This window comes from Streptomyces pseudovenezuelae (genome assembly GCF_001513955.1).
GTDB classification, from domain to species: Bacteria; Actinomycetota; Actinomycetes; order Streptomycetales; family Streptomycetaceae; genus Streptomyces; species Streptomyces pseudovenezuelae.
In genome coordinates this window covers 469,428-486,652 of record NZ_KQ948147.1, presented here as the reverse complement: position 1 = coordinate 486,652, position 17,225 = coordinate 469,428, and the positions used below count along the sequence as shown (strand labels likewise).

Annotated in this window: 17 protein-coding genes and 1 pseudogene; 5 read left to right on the top strand and 13 right to left on the bottom strand. The window is 71.4% G+C overall.

The annotated features are described in order from the left end of the window. Nucleotide 1: 1 nt before the first annotated feature. Complete coding sequence (locus AQI94_RS18520; RefSeq protein WP_031044355.1) at nt 2–952, bottom strand: ROK family protein; 951 nt, start codon at nt 950–952, stop codon at nt 2–4. A gap of 194 nt (nt 953–1,146) precedes the next feature. On the opposite strand from AQI94_RS18520, the gene AQI94_RS18515 reads away from it, so the two are divergent. Together AQI94_RS18515 and AQI94_RS18510 are read left to right on the top strand one after the other, a co-directional pair. Further along, nucleotides 1,147–2,196, top strand: coding sequence for a LacI family DNA-binding transcriptional regulator (locus tag AQI94_RS18515; protein WP_031044352.1), 1,050 nt, complete (start codon nt 1,147–1,149; stop codon nt 2,194–2,196). A gap of 7 nt (nt 2,197–2,203) precedes the next feature. Continuing rightward, entirely contained in the window at nt 2,204–3,016 is an 813-nt protein-coding gene (locus tag AQI94_RS18510) for a hypothetical protein (RefSeq protein WP_031044349.1), read from the top strand. Here the strand turns inward: AQI94_RS18510 and AQI94_RS18505 are convergent. Then, the gene (locus AQI94_RS18505; protein ID WP_062229826.1) at nt 2,962–4,968 is read right to left on the bottom strand and encodes a serine/threonine-protein kinase; all 2,007 of its coding nucleotides are present in this window, start codon (nt 4,966–4,968) and stop codon (nt 2,962–2,964) included. The two genes, AQI94_RS18510 and AQI94_RS18505, sit on opposite strands and share 55 nt — an antisense overlap. Before the next feature lie 122 nt (nt 4,969–5,090). Continuing rightward, a complete protein-coding gene (locus tag AQI94_RS18500; RefSeq protein WP_031049127.1) occupies nt 5,091–6,395 on the bottom strand; it encodes a DUF6986 family protein in 1,305 nt (434 codons plus the stop codon). 221 nt (nt 6,396–6,616) lie between these two features. Between AQI94_RS18500 and AQI94_RS18495 the strand changes: the two genes are divergently transcribed. Beyond that, nucleotides 6,617–7,477 (top strand): endonuclease/exonuclease/phosphatase family protein, encoded by an 861-nt coding sequence (locus AQI94_RS18495; RefSeq protein ID WP_391269060.1) that lies wholly within the window; start codon nt 6,617–6,619, stop codon nt 7,475–7,477. A 58-nt stretch (nt 7,478–7,535) separates the two neighbouring features. Here the strand turns inward: AQI94_RS18495 and AQI94_RS18490 are convergent, their stop codons facing one another. The 4 genes from AQI94_RS18490 to AQI94_RS18475 form a co-directional block, all read right to left on the bottom strand. Continuing rightward, nucleotides 7,536–8,498, bottom strand: coding sequence for an electron transfer flavoprotein subunit alpha/FixB family protein (locus tag AQI94_RS18490; protein WP_031049125.1), 963 nt, complete (start codon nt 8,496–8,498; stop codon nt 7,536–7,538). Between the two features lie 72 nt (nt 8,499–8,570). Next, nucleotides 8,571–9,359 (bottom strand): electron transfer flavoprotein subunit beta/FixA family protein, encoded by a 789-nt coding sequence (locus AQI94_RS18485; RefSeq protein ID WP_031049124.1) that lies wholly within the window; start codon nt 9,357–9,359, stop codon nt 8,571–8,573. Nucleotides 9,360–9,586: 227 nt separating this feature from the next. Continuing rightward, nucleotides 9,587–10,096, bottom strand: coding sequence for a flavin reductase family protein (locus AQI94_RS18480; protein ID WP_031049123.1), 510 nt, complete (start codon nt 10,094–10,096; stop codon nt 9,587–9,589). Between the two features lie 208 nt (nt 10,097–10,304). Continuing rightward, nucleotides 10,305–10,718 (bottom strand): TlpA family protein disulfide reductase, encoded by a 414-nt coding sequence (locus AQI94_RS18475; protein ID WP_031049121.1) that lies wholly within the window; start codon nt 10,716–10,718, stop codon nt 10,305–10,307. Between the two features lie 75 nt (nt 10,719–10,793). On the opposite strand from AQI94_RS18475, the gene AQI94_RS18470 reads away from it, so the two are divergent. Together AQI94_RS18470 and AQI94_RS18465 are read left to right on the top strand one after the other, a co-directional pair. Then, nucleotides 10,794–11,210 (top strand): DUF4395 domain-containing protein, encoded by a 417-nt coding sequence (locus AQI94_RS18470; protein WP_031049120.1) that lies wholly within the window; start codon nt 10,794–10,796, stop codon nt 11,208–11,210. Between the two features lie 188 nt (nt 11,211–11,398). Next, nucleotides 11,399–12,127: a lysophospholipid acyltransferase family protein gene (locus AQI94_RS18465; protein WP_031049119.1), complete on the top strand. Its 729-nt coding sequence runs from the start codon at nt 11,399–11,401 to the stop codon at nt 12,125–12,127. Here AQI94_RS18465 and AQI94_RS18460 read toward each other — a convergent pair. From AQI94_RS18460 to AQI94_RS18435, 6 genes and pseudogenes are all read right to left on the bottom strand, one after another. Beyond that, a complete protein-coding gene (locus tag AQI94_RS18460) occupies nt 12,090–12,806 on the bottom strand; it encodes a B3/B4 domain-containing protein (protein ID WP_031049118.1) in 717 nt (238 codons plus the stop codon). The two genes, AQI94_RS18465 and AQI94_RS18460, sit on opposite strands and share 38 nt — an antisense overlap. Nucleotides 12,807–12,814: 8 nt before the next feature. Then, nucleotides 12,815–13,147: pseudogene (locus tag AQI94_RS42865) on the bottom strand (transglutaminase); the annotation flags it as partial. A 12-nt stretch (nt 13,148–13,159) separates the two neighbouring features. Next, the gene (locus AQI94_RS18450) at nt 13,160–13,672 is read right to left on the bottom strand and encodes a GNAT family N-acetyltransferase (protein ID WP_031049116.1); all 513 of its coding nucleotides are present in this window, start codon (nt 13,670–13,672) and stop codon (nt 13,160–13,162) included. A gap of 41 nt (nt 13,673–13,713) precedes the next feature. Beyond that, nucleotides 13,714–14,784, bottom strand: coding sequence for a threonine aldolase family protein (locus tag AQI94_RS18445; protein WP_031049115.1), 1,071 nt, complete (start codon nt 14,782–14,784; stop codon nt 13,714–13,716). Further along, nucleotides 14,781–15,530 carry an SDR family NAD(P)-dependent oxidoreductase gene (locus AQI94_RS18440; RefSeq protein ID WP_062229825.1) on the bottom strand — a complete coding sequence of 250 codons (750 nt, stop codon included), beginning with the start codon at nt 15,528–15,530 and terminating at the stop codon, nt 14,781–14,783. The genes AQI94_RS18445 and AQI94_RS18440 overlap by 4 nt, the downstream gene beginning before the upstream one ends. 62 nt (nt 15,531–15,592) lie before the next feature. Next, the gene (locus AQI94_RS18435) at nt 15,593–16,990 is read right to left on the bottom strand and encodes a DUF6421 family protein (RefSeq protein ID WP_031053034.1); all 1,398 of its coding nucleotides are present in this window, start codon (nt 16,988–16,990) and stop codon (nt 15,593–15,595) included. Nucleotides 16,991–17,225: the final 235 nt, after the last annotated feature.

The window sequence follows — 17,225 nt, the reverse complement described above, 5'->3', positions numbered from 1 at the left end:
GTCAGACCACCGCGGCCGTGTCGGTCCGCTTCGCCAGCGCCGCCGCGGCCGCTCCGACCAGCCCGGCGTCCGTGCCCATCTGAGCGGGCACGATCGTCAGGCGCTGGACGAAGGAGAGGGTCGCGTAGTCGGCCAGCGCCTTGCGCAGGGGTTCGAAGAGGACGTCGCCCGCCTTGCCGACCCCGCCGCCGATGACCGCGATGTCGATCTCCACGAGGGTCGCGGTGGCCGCGATACCGGCGGCCAGCGCCTGGGCCGCCCGGGCGAAGGAGGCCACGGCGACCGGATCGCCGGCCCGGGCCGCGTCGGCCACGGCGGCCGCGGAGGTGTCGCCGTCGGGACCGGGCCGCCAGCCGTTCAACAGCGCGCGGCGGGCTATGTTCGGACCGCTGGCTATGCGCTCCACACAGCCGCGGGCGCCGCACGGGCACGGGTCGCCGTCGAGGTCGACGCTGATGTGCCCGATGTGACCGGCGTTGCCGGTGGGCCCCGCGTGCAGCTGACCGTTGAGCACCAGACCGCCGCCGACCCCGGTCGACACGACCATGCACAGCGCGTTGTCGTGCCCGCGCGCGGCGCCCTGCCAGTGCTCCGCCGCCGTGATGGCCACCCCGTCGCCGATGAGCTCCACGGGCAGCCCGCCGGCCGCCTCCCGGACCCTGCGGACCAGCGGATAGTCGCGCCAGCCCGGCACGTTCACCGGGCTCACGGTGCCGGTGGAGGCGTCCACCGGGCCCGCGCTGCCGATGCCGAGGGCGCCTGCGCGCCCCCACAGCGGCGAGTCCGTGAGCTCGCCGAGGGTCTCCTCGACGGCACGCATCACGCTCTCGCCGTCCTCCTGCGCCGGCGTGGCGCGCTGTGCGCGGAGCAGGATCCGGCCGTGGCCGTCCACCAGCGCTCCGGCGATCTTGGTGCCGCCGATGTCGAGCGCGGCCACGAGGTCGGTGTGCATCAGTGTCAGTTCTCCCCGGTCAACCGTGAGGGATGGACAGGCCGGTCTCGCGGTGGGGCGCCGGCCGACAGATTGCGATGGACAGTGTCTCCCGCATCTGACAACGTTGTCCAGGCTCTATGCTCGACGCCACATCCTCATACAAAATCATGGACCAGCGCATCCCCGTCGACGACAGGACAGGACGCCGTATCGTGCCCGAGACCCACAGCCGAGCAGACCGCCTCGCCACGACCCGGTACGGCAACCGCCCGACCATGAAGGACGTGGCCGCGCGAGCCGGCGTCGGACTCAAGACGGTCTCGCGTGTGGTCAACGGCGAGGCGGGGGTCACCCCCGAGACGGAACACCGGGTCCGGGAGGCCATCGAGGCGCTCGGCTTCCGCCGCAACGACAGCGCGCGCGTGCTGCGCAAGGGCCGTACCGCCAGCATCGGCCTGGTCCTGGAGGACCTCGCCGACCCCTTCTACGGCCCGCTCAGCCGCGCGGTGGAGGAGGTGGCCCGGGCCAACGGCGCCCTGCTCATCAACGGCTCCAGCGCCGAGGACCCGGAGCGCGAGCAGGAACTCGTACTGGCCCTGTGCGCCCGGCGGGTGGACGGCCTGGTGGTGATCCCGGCCGGCGACGACCACCGTTATCTGGAGCCCGAACTGAAGGCGGGCGTCGCCACGGTGTTCGTGGACCGCCCGGCGGGCCGGATCGACGCCGACGTGGTCCTCTCCGACAACTTCGGCGGGGCCCGCGACGCCGTGGCCCACCTCATCGCCCACGGCCACCGGCGGATCGGCTTCATCGGCGACATGCCCCGCATCCACACGGCCGCCGAGCGGCTGCGCGGATACCGGGCCGCCATGGAGGACGCCGGCATCGAGGTGGCGGACGCCTGGACGTCGCTGGGCGTCACCGACCCGCAGCGGGTGCGCCGGGCGGCCGAGGAGATGCTCTCCGGCCCCTCCCCCGTCACCGCGATCTTCACCGGCAACAACCGGGTGACGGTCACCGTGATCCGGGTCCTCGCCGAGCACACCCGCAGAGTCGCCCTCGTCGGCTTCGACGACATCGAACTCGCCGATCTGCTCCAGCCGGGCGTCACGGTCGTCGCCCAGGACGCGGCGACGCTGGGGCGGACTGCGGCCGAGCGGCTGTTCCGGCAGCTGGACGGCACCTTGCTGACGCCGGAGCGGATCGAACTGCCGACGCGACTGATCACCCGGGGCTCGGGCGAGCTGCCGCCGGCGGACTGAGCGACCGATGGACGGCTTCACCCTGAACGCACTCGGCCTGGCCGAGGCTCCTCGCGACCACCCGCTGCGGTATCCCGGCGCCTGGCCGGCGGACTCCGCGCTCCTCGACGGTGACCGGCTCGTACCCCTTGCCGGGTCGCTGCCCCTGGACCGGTGGCGGCACGAGGACCGCGCTCCCGTCCTCGCGGTCGGCTCCAACGCCAGTCCGGGACAACTGCGGCACAAGATGGCCGAGTTCGCGATCACCTCACCGATCCCGATGGTCAGGGCACGGGTGACCGGCGTCGACGTGGGTGTCTCCGCGCACGTGAGCCGCATGGGTTACGTGTCCGCCTCGCCCTTCGAAGCGCCGTACACCGCAAGGGAGTTGTTCGTCATCTGGCTGGACGCCGAGCAGCTCGCGGTGATCGACGCCAGCGAGGGGGTGCCCCTGCCGCACGGCAACTACTGGCGTGCCTGGCTGCCCGCGCCCGAGGTGCGGGTCGAACTGCCGGGCGGCGTCACGCTGCCGGGCGTCCATTCCTACGTCAACCGCCACGGCGTCCTGCACGACGGCACCGGCGCTCCGCGCACCCATCCCGGCCAGCGGGAGCTGCTGACCGAACTCCTGGTGGGATCCGCCCGGTTGCGGGAGCTGTTCGGGGTCACGCCGGAGGAGTTCGTGGCACGGGCCCGCGCCGACCGGCACCTGTGCGAGGCGGGCACCCGGCTGTTCGCCGACGAGAAGCGGGTCACGGAGTCCGGCCTGGAGCGGTACGTGACGGTTCAGCAGACCGGGAGTCCCGGCACCGCCTCGTCGTTGTTCCCGCCCTTGATGTAGACGTCGCTGACGTAGACGCCGGTGTTGCCGCTGTCGTCGTCCGTCCTCGCCCACCAGACGTTGGTCCACTCGCCGGAGGTCTCGCGGCGGCCCAGGTTCGACTGGCAGTAGAAGTAGTTGGTGCCCGCGTTGAGGACGCCTGCCTCGGCGCCGGAGGCGGTGTAGGACTTGGCGGTCTTCCAGACCGTGCAGTTGTACTTGCCGCCGCCGATCGCGGTGCAGGCCGGGGCCGGTGCCGGGGTGCTGGGGTCGCCGTCCCCGGTCGTACCGCCGTCCCCCGAGTCGCTGCCGCCCGAGCCGTCGCCGCCCGAGCCGCTGCCCGGGGGGTGCGCCTTGGAGGACGCGGAGGAGGAGCTCGCGGGTTTCGCGCTGCCGTCCTCGCCCGGAGTGTCCTTCGCGCCCGGGGTCTTCCTGGCCTCCCCGTCCGTCAGCGCGGCGTTGCCCGCATGGTCGGCGTCGGTGCGGGGGGAGGCGGAGGAGGAGGCCGGCTCACTCGTGCCGGACGCGGTCGGCCGGGCGCCGGCTGCGGCCTTGCCCGAGTCGTTCATCAGCGAGACCGCGGTGCCGGCCACCGCGAGAACGGCCGCGACGGCCGCGGCGGCGAGCAGGACGCGCCTGTTGCGGCGGGGCGTACGGGCGGGGGCCATGGGGGTCGTGTCGCGGGACACCTCGTGGCTGTGCGCGGACGGTCCCGGAGGGGCGACGGATGCGCCCGGGCCGCCTGCCGGACCACTGCCCTGGGTCGGGCCACCGAGGCCCTGCTCCGGCGAGCCGGCCCGGCCCGCGGCATCGTCCTGGGAAGCGGCCCCCACCCACCAGGGCGCCGGGGCCTCGCCCTGCCCGGGCGCACCGTGCTGCCCGGTGGCACTCTCGGCCGGCCGGTCCTGACGGGGCTGTCCGGTCCCCGCGTCCGGCTCGGTCCCCCGCGTCGCCTGTGCCGCCTGTGCCGCCTGTGAGCCGGATCCCGGCTCCGCCCCGGAAACGGCCGCCGCCACCGGCGCCGCCGGCACGTCGGACACGGTCTCGGCCCGACCCGCCGGTTCCGCCGTACCCCGCAAGGTCGTCGTGGGGCTGTCCGCCCCGGCCTCGGCGCCGTCCGCCACCGCCTGCAGGAGCTCGCGCGCCTCCTCGGCCCCCGGGCGGGCCTCGGGCCGCTTGTCCAGCAGGCGCTGGAGAACGGGGCCGAGGGGCCCGGCTCGGTGGGACTCGGGGAGCGGTTCGCCGACGATCGCGGTGAGGGTGGAGAACGTCGACGTCCGGCGGAACGGCGAGGCCCCCTCGATGGCCGCGTACAGCGTGGCCCCGAGGGCCCATACGTCGGAGGCCGGTCCCGGGTCGGCGCCCTGGGCGCGCTCGGGGGCCATGTAGTCCAGGGACCCGACGAGGTGGCCGGTGCGGGTGAGGCTGGTGGCCGAGCCGTCGCCCGGGTCGTCCATGGTGGCGATGCCGAAGTCGGTCAGCAGGACGCGGCCGGAGCGGTCGAGCAGGATGTTGCCGGGCTTGACGTCCCGGTGCAGGACGCCCGCGCCATGGGCGGCGGCCAGCGCGTCCATGACCTTGGCGCCGATCCCGGCCGCCTCCCGCGGGTCGAAAGTGCCCTGCTTGCGCAGCACCTGGTCCAGGGAGGGGCCCTCGACCAGCTCCATGACGATCAGCGGGCGTCCGTCGACCTCGGCCACGTCGTGCACCGCGACGACGCCGGGATGGCGGACCCTGGCCGCCGCGCGCGCCTCGCGCTGCATCCGCAGCCGCAAATCGGCGAGTTCGGGGCCGTCGGCGTCGGAGTAGGTCCGCAGTTCCTTGACCGCGACCTCGCGGCCGAGGACCTCGTCCACGGCCCGCCAGACCACACCCATGCCGCCGCGCCCGAGCTGGGACACGACCCGATAACGCCCGGCCAGCAGCCGACCGGTCTCGTCCTGGCCCTTTCCGTTGCTCTCCCCCGAAGACACCGCTGCCCCGTTCCTGTGAACACGTCAATGCGTGCGGTACAGACTACGGGGAAGGAGGGACAACTCCAGCCTGCGGTTGCGACTGTGACAGGGCCGCTACGTCTTCGCCGCCTTCGTGAAGACTAGTGCGTGGAGACGGTCAGATCACCGCGCCGGGGCACCGCGTAGCTCTCCAGGTCGGCCCGGGTCAGACCGGTCAGCCGTGCGACCTCGCCGATGTCGAGGGCGCCGCAGTCGAGACCGCGCAGCAGGTAGCCACTGAGCGCCTTGGCGGTCGCGGGCTCGTCCATGACGTCGCCGCCGGCCCGGTTGGCGTAGCGGGCGAGACGGTCGGCGGCCTGCTCGAAGCCCTCGCGGTAGAAGGCGAACACGGCCGCGTACCGGGTGGGGATGTGGCCGGGGTGCATGTCCCAGCCCTGGTAGTAGGCGCGGGCCAGGGCGCGGCGCGTCAGGCCGTAGTGCAGCCGCCAGGCGTCGTGGACCTTCGCCGTCGGCCCGACCGGCAGGACGTTCGTGGAGCCGTCCGAGACCCGCACGCCGGTGCCCGCGGCCGCGACCTGCATGATCGCCTTGGCGTGGTCGGCCGCGGGGTGGTCGCTGGCCTGGTAGGCGGCGGAGACCCCGAGGCAGGCGCTGTAGTCGAAGGTGCCGTAGTGCAGTCCGGTGGCGCGGCCCTCGGCGGCCTGGATCATGCGGGCGACGGTGGCGGTGCCGTCGGTGGCCAGGATGGACTGGCTGGTCTCGATCTGGATCTCGAAACCGAGCCGGCCGGCGTCCAGGCCGTGCGCCTTCTCGAAGGCCTCCAGAAGCCGGGCGAACGCGGTGACCTGCTCGGCGTAGGTCACCTTCGGCAGGGTCAGCACCAGCCCCTCGGGCAGGCCTCCCGCCGCCATCAGGCCGCTGAGGAAGACGTCGAGGGTCCGGATGCCCCGGTCCCGGACGGCCGCCTCCATGCACTTCATGCGGATGCCCATGTACGGCGCCGCCGTGCCGTTCTCGTACGCCTCGGCGATCAGGCGGGCCGCGCGGGCCGCCGACTCGTCCTCCTCCGCGTCCGGGCGCGGGCCGTAGCCGTCCTCGAAGTCGACGCGCAGGTCTTCGATCGGCTCGTGCTCCAGCTTGGCGCGCACGCGCGCGTAGACGGGCTCGGCGAGCTCGGCGGACAGCCCGAGGACGGCGGCGAAGGACGCGGCGTCCGGGGCGTGCGTGTCGAGGGCCGTGAGGGCCTTCTCGCCCCAGGAGCGGACGGTGTCGGCGGCGAAGACGTCACCGGGGACGTAGACGGTGTGCACGGGCTGGCGGGTGCCGGGGTCTCCGGGGTAGCGGCGCTCCAGTTCGGCGTCGACCGGCGCGAGGGAGGCGCTGATCTCCTCGCTGACGGCTCCCGCGAGGCTCGTCGACACCTGCTCCTGCTGACCCTGACCCATCCCACACCCTCCTGTTTTCCGCTCTACGGAATCAACAATCCGTAGAGCGAAGTTATCCGCGAAGCCTCCCGAGGGTCAACACCCCGTCCACAGCATGAGCCGTCGCGTTCATTCAAGGTGCCGAGAACCCCTACGCCGTCTACCGCACTCCGGCTCGACCATTCATCCTGTCCCGTCGGGAGGGAAACAACATGTCGGACACCCACAGAATGACGCGTCGCATGGGCCTGAGAACCGCCGTGGCCGCCGCCGTCACCGTGCCGCTGATGGGCACGCTGCCGGCCTCCGCCGCCAAGCCGCACCACCGCCGACTCGATGTCATGACGTTCAATCTCCGCTTCGCCAGTACCTCCGAACCCAACAGCTGGACCGTCCGCCGCCCGGTGATGCGCCAACTCCTGCGCCAGGAGGCGCCCACGGTGATGGGCACCCAGGAAGGCCTCTACCAGCAGCTGCTCGACATCCACTCCGACCTGGGAGCGCATTACGACTGGATCGGCACCGGCCGGGAGGGCGGCAGCCACGACGAGTCCACGGCGATCTTCTACGACACCCGGCGCCTGGCCCCGGTCGAGCACGACACGCACTGGCTCTCCGACACTCCCGGAGTCATCGGCTCGAACACCTGGGGCGGCGCGCTCCCCCGGATCGTCACCTGGATCCGCTTCCGCGACCGCGCCGGCGGCCGCGAGTTCTACGTCCTCAACACCCACTTCGACCATGTGGGGCAGTACGCGCGCGAACGTTCCGCCCAGTTCCTCGGCGAGAAGATCGCCGGGTTCGACCGGGCCCTGCCGGTCGTCGTCACCGGCGACTTCAACGCCCCGGCCCACGACAACCGGGCGTACGACACCCTGCTCGCCGCGGGACTCGTCGACACCTGGGACGCGGCCGCCGAACGCAGCCGGCTGTACGCCACCTTCCACGGCTACCGGCCCCTCACCCCCGACGGCGAGCGCATCGACTGGATCCTCGCCACCCCCGGCACCACCGTGCTCCGGGCCGCCATCAACACCTTCGCGATGAACGGGCAGTTCCCGAGCGACCACCTGCCGGTGCAGGCCACGCTGACCCTGGGATGAGCCGAGGCCCCCGCGACCGCGTCGGCGGTCACGGGGGCCTCGTACGCCCGGAGCGGGATCAGCCCTTGCGGGTCTTGATCTCCTCGGTGAGGGCGGGGACGACGTCGAAGAGGTCGCCGACGACGCCGTAGTCGACGAGGTCGAAGATCGGGGCCTCGGCGTCCTTGTTGACCGCCACGATCGTCTTCGAGGTCTGCATGCCCGCGCGGTGCTGGATCGCGCCGGAGATGCCGTTGGCGATGTACAGCTGCGGCGAGACCGACTTGCCGGTCTGGCCGACCTGGTTGGTGTGCGGGTACCAGCCGGCGTCCACCGCGGCACGCGAGGCACCGACGGCCGCGCCGAGGGAGTCGGCGAGGGCCTCGATGATCGCGAAGTTCTCGGCGCCGTTGACGCCGCGGCCGCCGGAGACCACGATCGCGGCCTCGGTCAGCTCCGGGCGGCCGGTCGACTCGCGCGGGGTGCGGCCGGTCACCCTGGTGCCGGTGGCCTGCGCGGAGAAGGTCACGCTCAGCTCCGAGACCGCGGCGTCGGCCGGGGCGGCCTCGACGGCGGCGGAGTTGGGCTTGACGGTGATGACCGGGGTGCCCTTGGAGACACGGGACTTGGTGGTGAAGGAGGCGGCGAACACCGACTGGGTGGCCACCGGACCCTCGTCGCCGGCCTCGATGTCGACGGCGTCGGTGATGACGCCGGAGCCGATGCGCAGCGCCAGACGGGCGGCGATCTCCTTGCCCTCGGCGGAGGACGGGACCAGCACGGCGGCCGGGGAGACGGCCTCGACGGCCGCCTGAAGGGCGTCCACCTTGGGTACGACGAGGTAGTCGGCGTACTCGGAGGCGTCGTGGGTGAGGACCTTGACGGCGCCGTGCTCGCCCAGGACGGCGGCGGTGTCGGCGGCACCGGCACCGAGCGCGACGGCGACGGGCTCGCCGACGCGGCGGGCCAGGGTCAGCAGCTCCAGGGTGGGCTTGCGGACGGCACCGTCCACGTGGTCGACGTAGACGAGAACTTCAGCCATGGGAATGCTCTCCTGCGGATTGCGAAGGCTTGAGGGGCGGTTGGGGGTTGAGCCTCGGCGGGCCAGTGACCCTTAGATGAACTTCTGGCTCGCGAGGAACTCGGCGAGCTGCTTGCCGCCCTCGCCCTCGTCCTTGACGATCGTGCCGGCCGTGCGGGCCGGACGCTGCGCCGCGGAGTCGACCGTGGTCCAGGAGCCCTCCAGGCCGACCTGTCCGGCCTCCAGCTCCAGGTCGGACAGGTCCCAGGACTCCACCGGCTTCTTCTTGGCGGCCATGATGCCCTTGAAGGAGGGGTAACGCGCCTCGCCCGACTGGTCGGTGACGGAGACGACGGCCGGGAGGGAGGCCTCCAGCTGCTCCGAGGCGGCGTCGCCGTCGCGGCGGCCCTTGACGGTGCCGTCCTCGACGGAGACCTCGGAGAGCAGGGTGACCTGCGGGACGCCCAGGCGCTCGGCCAGCAGGGCCGGGACGACGCCCATGGTGCCGTCGGTGGAGGCCATGCCGGAGACCACCAGGTCGTAGCCGGCCTTCTCGATCGCCTTGGCCAGCACCAGGGAGGTGCCGAGGGCGTCGGTGCCGTGCAGGTCGTCGTCCTCGACGTGGATGGCCTTGTCGGCGCCCATGGACAGCGCCTTGCGCAGCGCGTCCTTGGCGTCCTCGGGGCCGACGGTCAGGACCGTGACCTCGACGTCGTCGTCGGAGTTCTCGGAGATCTGCAGCGCCTGCTCGACCGCGTACTCGTCGAGCTCGGAGAGCAGACCGTCCACGTCGTCCCGGTCGACGGTCAGGTCATCGGCGAAGTGCCGGTCGCCGGTGGCGTCGGGCACGTACTTCACAGTGACAACGATCCTCAAGCTCACGCCGACTCTCCTACTGCATCGTCATTTTTCGGCTGCCTCTTGCAGGCAGCATAGGCGCCCCAAGCGGCCGATCCCGGTCGGGGCGGGCTGTGCTCCGACCGCAATATTACTCACCAGTACATCCAGCATGTGCCCGCTAAGCAAGCGCTTTGAACTGTGACCTTCGCAACGCAGCGTAATCGGAACTCGACGGCCCCGCAGCCCGGCGGGAAGCCTCGGCGAGCCGATCAGTCGCGCAGGCCGTTGAACCGGCCCTGGTGGTAGAGCAGCGGCCGGCCGACGCCTTCGTGGTCCCCGAGCCGCACCTCGGCCAGCACGATGCGGTGATCACCGGCGGGCACGCGTGCGTGGACCCGGCACACCAGCCAGGCGAGCACGTCGTCCAGGACGGGGACGCCTTCGGGCCCCTCGCGCCAGGCGGTGGGCGCGCCGAACCGGTCGGCGCCGCTGCGGGCGAAGGTGGCCGCCAGCTCCTCCTGGTGCTCGCCGAGTATGTGCACGCCGACGTGGTCGGCCCGGGACATCGCGGGCCAGCTGGAGGCGCCCGTGCCGATCCCGAAGGACAGCATGGGGGGTTCGGCGGAGACCGACGCGAGGGAGGTGGCGGTGAAGCCGACGGGGCCGGCGTCACCGCTCGCGGTGATCACGGCGACTCCCGCCGCGTGCCGCCGGAAGACGGAGCGCAGGAGGTCGGGCGAGGCGAGCCGGGGGCTGCCGAGGTCGGACGGGGCCGTCATGCGGTGTTCCTTCTGCGAGGAGTGTCGAGCCGGACCGTGACTGCTCAACAGACCGGACAGCGCGCGCTCGCGGTACGGGCGAGGTCGACGTGGACCCGCCCGAACAGAAGGAGTTCCCTGGGCATACGGTCAGGCTGACGATAGGTGCGGTGCACAGTCAAGTGGGTTCCGGCATATGGGAGATGCCTCACCGTGCGCGCACCCGGCCTCACACCGCCTCTCCGATCGCCGCGATGACGTCCGCCTTGCGCGGCTGACCGGTGGCCCGACGCACGACCCTGCCGTCGGCGTCGAGGACCAGCACGGTCGGCGTCTTGAGGATGTCGAGCGCACGGACGAGGTCGAGGTTGTCCTCGGCGTCGATCTCGACATGGCTCACGCCGGGAACCACTGCGGCGACCTCGCCGAGCACCCGGCGGGTCGCCCGGCAGGGCGCGCAGAAGGCGCTGGAGAACTGGACGAGCGTGGCGCGCTCACCGAGTTCCGCGCCCAACTCGGCGGCGCCGAGCCTCTTGCCGTCGTCGCGCCCGCGCACCCGCACTCTCCCGTTCCTCCGCCGTTGCAGCACTCCATAGGCGCTCGCCGCCGCGAGCACCGCCACGCACACCACAAGTCCGGTCATCCTCCGCATCAGCATTCACGAGACTGCAAAGATTCCCGCCTCCCCCAGGTCTTTCCGTTGCGGAATGCTTGATTCATGGACATCGATGCAAGGGGGCCGCGTTTCGGCGCGGCCGTGACGACCGTCGTGCTGGCGGCCGTTCTGATCACGGGCAGCGTCTGGCTGCTGGTCTGGCAGACGCTGGCGTTCGCGCTGGGCGCGGCCGGCGGAGTGGGACGTTCGCCCTACGGCCTGCTGTTCCGCGCGGTCGTACGGCCGCGGATCGGCCCGCCGACCGAGTTCGAGGCACCCGAACCGCCACGGTTCGCGCAGGCCGTGGGTCTGACCTTCGCGGCCCTCGGGCTCGTGGGATACGGGATCGGACCGGAGTGGCTCGGGCTCGCCGCCACCGGAGCGGCGCTCGCGGCGGCCTTCCTCAACGCCACCTTCGGGTACTGCCTGGGATGCGAGATGTACCTGCTCGTGCGGCGGGTGACGGTTCGCGCGGAGTAAAGAAGGATTAAAAGCCCAAGGTGGATCACTGGGCAGACGTGACGAGAATCTCGCTCCGGGCGGGCACCAGGACTGGCTCCCCGCCCGTTCTTCGGGCACGATCTGCGAGATGCCGTAAACCTACGGCTGCGTAACTTATTGCCGGGGAGTCGGCTTCCCAGGCAGAGCAGGAAGGGCTCACCCCGCCCATGGCAGAGCTTGTCTACCGTCCCGTCGTCGGATTCGCCCAGGCCCTGTTCAAGGCCTGGGATCTCAAGATCGACTGCAAGGGTTCGGAAAACATCCCGCGCTCGGGCGGTGCCGTGCTGGTGAGCAACCACATCAGCTACCTGGACTTCGTCTTCAACGGCCTGGCCGCGCTCCCGCAGAAGCGTCTCGTGCGCTTCATGGCGAAGGAGTCCGTCTTCCGCCACAAGGTCTCGGGCCCGCTGATGCGCGGGATGAAGCACATCCCGGTCGACCGCACACAGGGCGAGACGGCGTACGCCCATGCCCTGGAGTCGCTGCGGTCGGGAGAGATCGTCGGGGTCTTCCCGGAGGCGACGATCTCGCAGTCCTTCACGCTGAAGAGCTTCAAGTCGGGTGCGGCGCGGATGGCACAGGAGGCCGGGGTCCCGCTGATCCCGATGGCCGTCTGGGGCACGCAGCGACTGTGGACCAAGGGGCAACCGCGCAACTTCAAGCGCAGCCACCTCCCGATCACCATGCGGGTCGGCGAAGCGATCGAGGCGTCCCGCGACAAGTACGCGGGCGCGATCACCCGGCAGGTGCGCGAGCGGGTCAACGAGCTGCTGGAAGCGGCCCAGCGGGCCTACCCGGTGCGCCCCAAGGGGCCGGACGACACATGGTGGATGCCGGCCCATCTCGGGGGTACGGCGCCTACTCCGGAGCAGGTGCGCGAGGCAGAGGCTCGGTAGCCACCTCGATCCGCGCCCCCGGGCTGAACTCCTCCAGCAGTTCGGCCAGTTCCGTGGCCGCCTTCGCCACGTCGGCGAGCGGCATCGGGGCCATGGCCTCCAGCAGGAAGACGCCCGAGACCGTCTGCTCGGTGAGCCTGGTGCGCGGACCCTGGCGCCAGTTCCAGCGACGGCAGGTCACGCCGGCCTCGTCCCGCCAGACCACCTCACCGGGGTCGGGGTGCTCGACGACCTCCTCGCCGCCGGCCATGGTCACGAAGTCCTCGTCACCGGCGGCCCGGACGAGACGCATCCCGCCCCGGACGCGGTCGAGGTCCTCGCCGCCGACGGGGACGAGGTGCGCGACGCTGATCGCGTTGTAGAGGTCGACCAGGAGGTTGATGCGGGGCAGCCCCGCGTCCGACAGCGCCCTCTTCGCCAGCGCTTCCGCCGAGTTGCGGGTGCGCGACGGCTTCGAGCCGAACGCCGTGTAGACCTCACGCCAGGCCGCCATGTGCGGGTCCTCGTGCGGGGCGCGCCCGTCCAGTCGTACGGCGAGCCGGCGGGCCGCCTCGTCGAGCAGCGCCGAACTGGCGTCGGTGCTGGGCCCGTTGGTCAGTCCGTGGGCCTCGACGGCGAGGTGCGTGAAGCCGGGTGCGAGGGCGCGCACCTCGTCGGACACGGTCAGGGAGAGGGTCATCGGGTGCCTCAGAGTGCGGTGGGAAGTGTCTTCCAGAGGTACGGCCGGTCGGGGGCGGCCTGGAGGACGCTCAGGACGGTCGGGTGCGGTTCAGCGTACAGGACCGGACAGTCCATCTCATTGGACTTCGGATCCGGCGTGAAGGCCAGCCGCTCGCCGTCGAGGGAGAACCGGGCGTCGCCTGGCACCGCCAGGACCCCCGGGGCAACAAGCCGGGCGTGGATGCAGATGCCGGTGCCCTGCTCCAGGACGTCGGAGGCCCGCCAGGTGACGCGGAGGTCGCCGGAGTCCTGGGAGTGCGGGATCGCCTCGCGGACGAACTCGAAGGCCAGCCGCGCATAGTTTCCGCATATTTATGCGGCGTAGCAATGGACGGTCACCACCTGGGACGCGCTCCAGCGCTGCTCGACCGTGGCGAGCCGCGTCCAGCCCAGCCGTTCGTACAGGGCCGCCGCGGCGGTGTCGGACGCGACCACGTCGAGCACCGGATGCAGGCCGCGGTGCCGTGCTTCCGCCACCGCTCGCCCCATCAGCAGGGCACCGATCCCGTGCCCCCTCGCCCACGGGGCGACGAACAACCGGCCGACCACCGCGGCCCGTTCCCCGCTCGTGCCGTTGCGCTCGCCCCACAGGACCGGGGCCAGGTCGCCCTCGGCGCTGCGGGTGAGGCCGACGTGGCCCGCCACCCGGCCGTCCAGATCGGCGACCCAGTTGCCCAGCGCCGCAGCATGCGTCAGCCACTCGCCGGGCCGGGCAGGCCAGTTCACCGGGTAACCGTCCTGCCGGTGCACCTCCCCCAGCACTCGCACGCATGCCCGGAGGTCGTCCTCGGTCCTCGGCCGGACCCGGCCCGGTGTCTTGTCCACACCGGCATGCAAGCACAGCCGTGCCGCGGCCCGGCGCGCGCCTAGCGCGCCATCTCCTCCTTCAGCGCAGCCACGAACGTGTCCACGTCGTCCTCGCTGGTGTCGAAGGCGCACATCCAGCGGACGACGCCCTCGGCCTCGTCCCAGAAGTAGAAACGGAAGCGCTTCTGGAGGCGCTCGCTCACGTCGTGCGGGAGCTTGGCGAACACGCCGTTGGCCTGGACCGGGTAGAGGATCTCGACGCCGTGGACGGCACGGACGCCCTCCGCCAGCCGCTGGGCCATCTCGTTGGAGTGGCGGGCGTTGCGCAGCCACAGGTCCTTGGCGAGCAGGGCCTCCAACTGCACCGACACGAAACGCATCTTGGAGGCGAGCTGCATGGACAGCTTGCGCAGGTGCTTCATGTGGGAGACCGCGTCCTGGTTGATCACCACGACCGCCTCGCCGAACAGCGCGCCGTTCTTCGTCCCGCCCAGGGAGAGGATGTCGACGCCGACCGCGTTGGTGAACGTCCGCATGGGGACGTCCAGGGAGGCGGCCGCGTTGGCTATGCGGGAGCCGTCCAGGTGGACCTTCATGCCGTGCGCGTGCGCGTGGTCGCAGATCGCGTGGATCTCGTCGGGCGTGTAGAGGGTGCCGAGCTCGGTGCTCTGGGTGATCGAGACGACCTGCGGCATCGCACGGTGCTCGTCGTCCCAGCCGTACGCCTGCCGGTCGATCAGCTCGGGAGTGAGCTTGCCGTCCGGCGTCGGCACGGTGAGCAGCTTGAGGCCGCCCATCCGCTCGGGGGCGCCGCCCTCGTCGACGTTGATGTGCGCGCTCTCGGCGCAGATCACCGCGCCCCAGCGGTCGGTGACCGCCTGGAGCGCGACCACGTTGGCGCCGGTGCCGTTGAAGACCGGGAACGCCTCGGCCGTGGCCCCGAAGTGGCTGCGGACGATCCGCTGGAGGTTGTCGGTGTAGTCGTCCTCGCCGTACGCGACCTGGTGCCCGCCGTTGGCGAGGGCCAGGGCGGCGAGCACCTCCGGGTGGGCCCCGGCGTAGTTGTCGCTGGCGAAGCCGCGGACGTCCGGGTCGTGATGGCGACGGGCGTCGGTCTTCGGAGGATTCACGGCTTCTCGGTGAGCCACAGACGGTTTCCGTTCACTTCGGCGGCGGGCTTGTCCCAGACACCGGCGATCGCCTCGGCCAGATCCCTGACGTCCGTGAAACCCGCGAACTTCGCGTTGGGGCGCTCGGCGCGCATGGCGTCGTGCACCAGGGCCTTCACCACCAGGATCGTGGCGGCGGAGGTGAGGTCCGCACCCGCCCCGGCCTTGTGGAAGAAGTCTGCCATGGCGAGTGTCCAGGCCTCGGCGGCGGCCTTGGCGGCGGCGTAGGCGGCGTTGCCCGCGGTGGGGTTGCTCGCGCCCGCCGCGCTGATCAGGACGTAACGACCGCGGTCGCTGCGCTGCAGCGCCTCGGAGAAGGCGAGGGAGGTGTGCTGCACGGTGCGGATGAGCAGCAGCTCCAGGAAGTCCCAGTCGTCGAGGCTGGTCTTGATGAAGGTCTCGCTGCCGCGCCAGCCGCCCACGAGGTGGACGACGCCGTCGACCCGGCCGAACTCCTTCTCGATCCCGTCGGCCCAGTGCCGGGTGGAATCCAGGTCCAGCAGGTCGACGGGCTCCCCGATGACGGTGGCGCCACCGCCCGCGTCCCGGGCGGCACCCACCGCCTCCGCGAGCCGCTCGGGGTCGTTGTCCGCGGCGACGACGGTCGCCCCGGCCTCGGCGAGCCGGACGAGTGCCGCGCGCCCGGCGGGTCCACCCGCGCCGGCCACCGCGATCACCGCACCGTTGAGAGCTCCGTTCCCCACCATGTTCTTCGCCTCCTGTGCAGCCGCCCGCGCGGCCTGTGCAGTGTTCCCGGTGCCGCGCTCGCTCACGCGGCGGTCCGCTCGGCGCTCTCCGCCGTGATGCCCCGGGTGGAGGCGATCACGTTCTTGAGCTTTTTGGAGAGGGCCTCATAGAACATGCTCAGCGGAAACTCGTCCGGAAGCACGTCATCGACGAGTTTCCGGGGCGGCTGGGACAGGTCGAGGGCGTCCGGGCCCTTGGCCCACCTGGAGCCCGGGTGCGGAGCGAGGTACTGCGACACCAGGTCGTACGCGGCGAACCAGTGGACCAGCTTCGGGCGGTCGATGCCCGCCCGGTAGAGGTCCTCGATCTCGGCGCACAGCTGGTTGGTGACCTGCGGGGCGCGCTGCCAGTCGATGAACAGCTTGTTGTCGGTCCAGCGCACGACGTCGTGCTTGTGCAGGTAGGCGAAGAGGAGCTGGCCGCCGAGCCCGTCGTAGTTGCGCACGCGCTCGCCGGTGACCGGGAAGCGGAACATGCGGTCGAAGAGGACCGCGTACTGCACGTCACGGGCCTGCGGGACGCCGTCGGCCTCCAGCTTCACGGCCTCCTTGAAGGCGGTGAGGTCGCAGCGCAGCTCTTCGAGGCCGTACATCCAGAACGGCTGGCGCTGCTTGATCATGAACGGGTCGAAGGGCAGGTCGCCGTGGCTGTGGGTGCGGTCGTGGACCATGTCCCACAGGACGAAGGCCTCCTCGCAGCGCTTCTGGTCGTGGACCATCGCGGCGACGTCCTCGGGCAGCTCGACGCTCAGGATGCCGACGGCGGCGTCGGTGACCCGGCGGAAGCGGGCGGCCTCGCGGTCGCAGAAGATACCGCCCCAGGAGAATCGTTCCGGCGCCTCGCGCACGGCGATGGTCTCCGGGAAGAGGACGGCCGAGTTGGTGTCGTAACCGGCCGTGAAGTCCTCGAACTTGATGCCGCAGAACAGCGGGTTGTCGTAGCGGGTGCGCTCCAGCTCGGCCAGCCACTCGGGCCAGACCATGCGCAGCACGACCGCCTCCAGGTTGCGGTCCGGGTTGCCGTTCTGCGTGTACATCGGGAAGACGACCAGGTGCTGGAGGCCGTCCGCGCGGTTCGCCGCGGGCTGGAAGGCCAGCAGGGAGTCGAGGAAGTCGGGCACCTCGAAGCCGCCCTCGGACCAGCGCGTGAGGTCCTTGGCGAGGGCACCGTGGTAGTCGGCGTCGTGCGGCAGCAGCGGCGACAGCTCCTGCACCGCCTCGACGACACGCCGTACGGCGGCCTCGGCCTCCTCGCGCGCGGGGGCACCGTCGGCCTCGAAGTCGATCGACCCGTCCTTGGACTGCCATGGCCGGATCCGCTCCACGGCATCCTTGAGCACAGGCCATGCCGGGTGCTCCACCACCCTGGTCACGGGAGGAAGCCGGTCCCCCGAAGTCGCCTGCACAAGAATTTCCGTCATGTCCCATCCTTCACCGGAGAACCTCGCGTATGAAGACCGTATACATACGAGCTTCCGTCCAGCAAGAGCACCCTCGGGAAGTTATCCTGCGCACCCCAATGGTCACCGAATTTTTTCCTGCCGGAAGCCATGAACACAGCGATTCCGGGTAACGGAGATCACTTCCGCGCCCGCCTTGGCGATCCTGCGTGTACGCACGGGTCCATCACACGGCGTAGCCGTTAGGCTGCGGCTC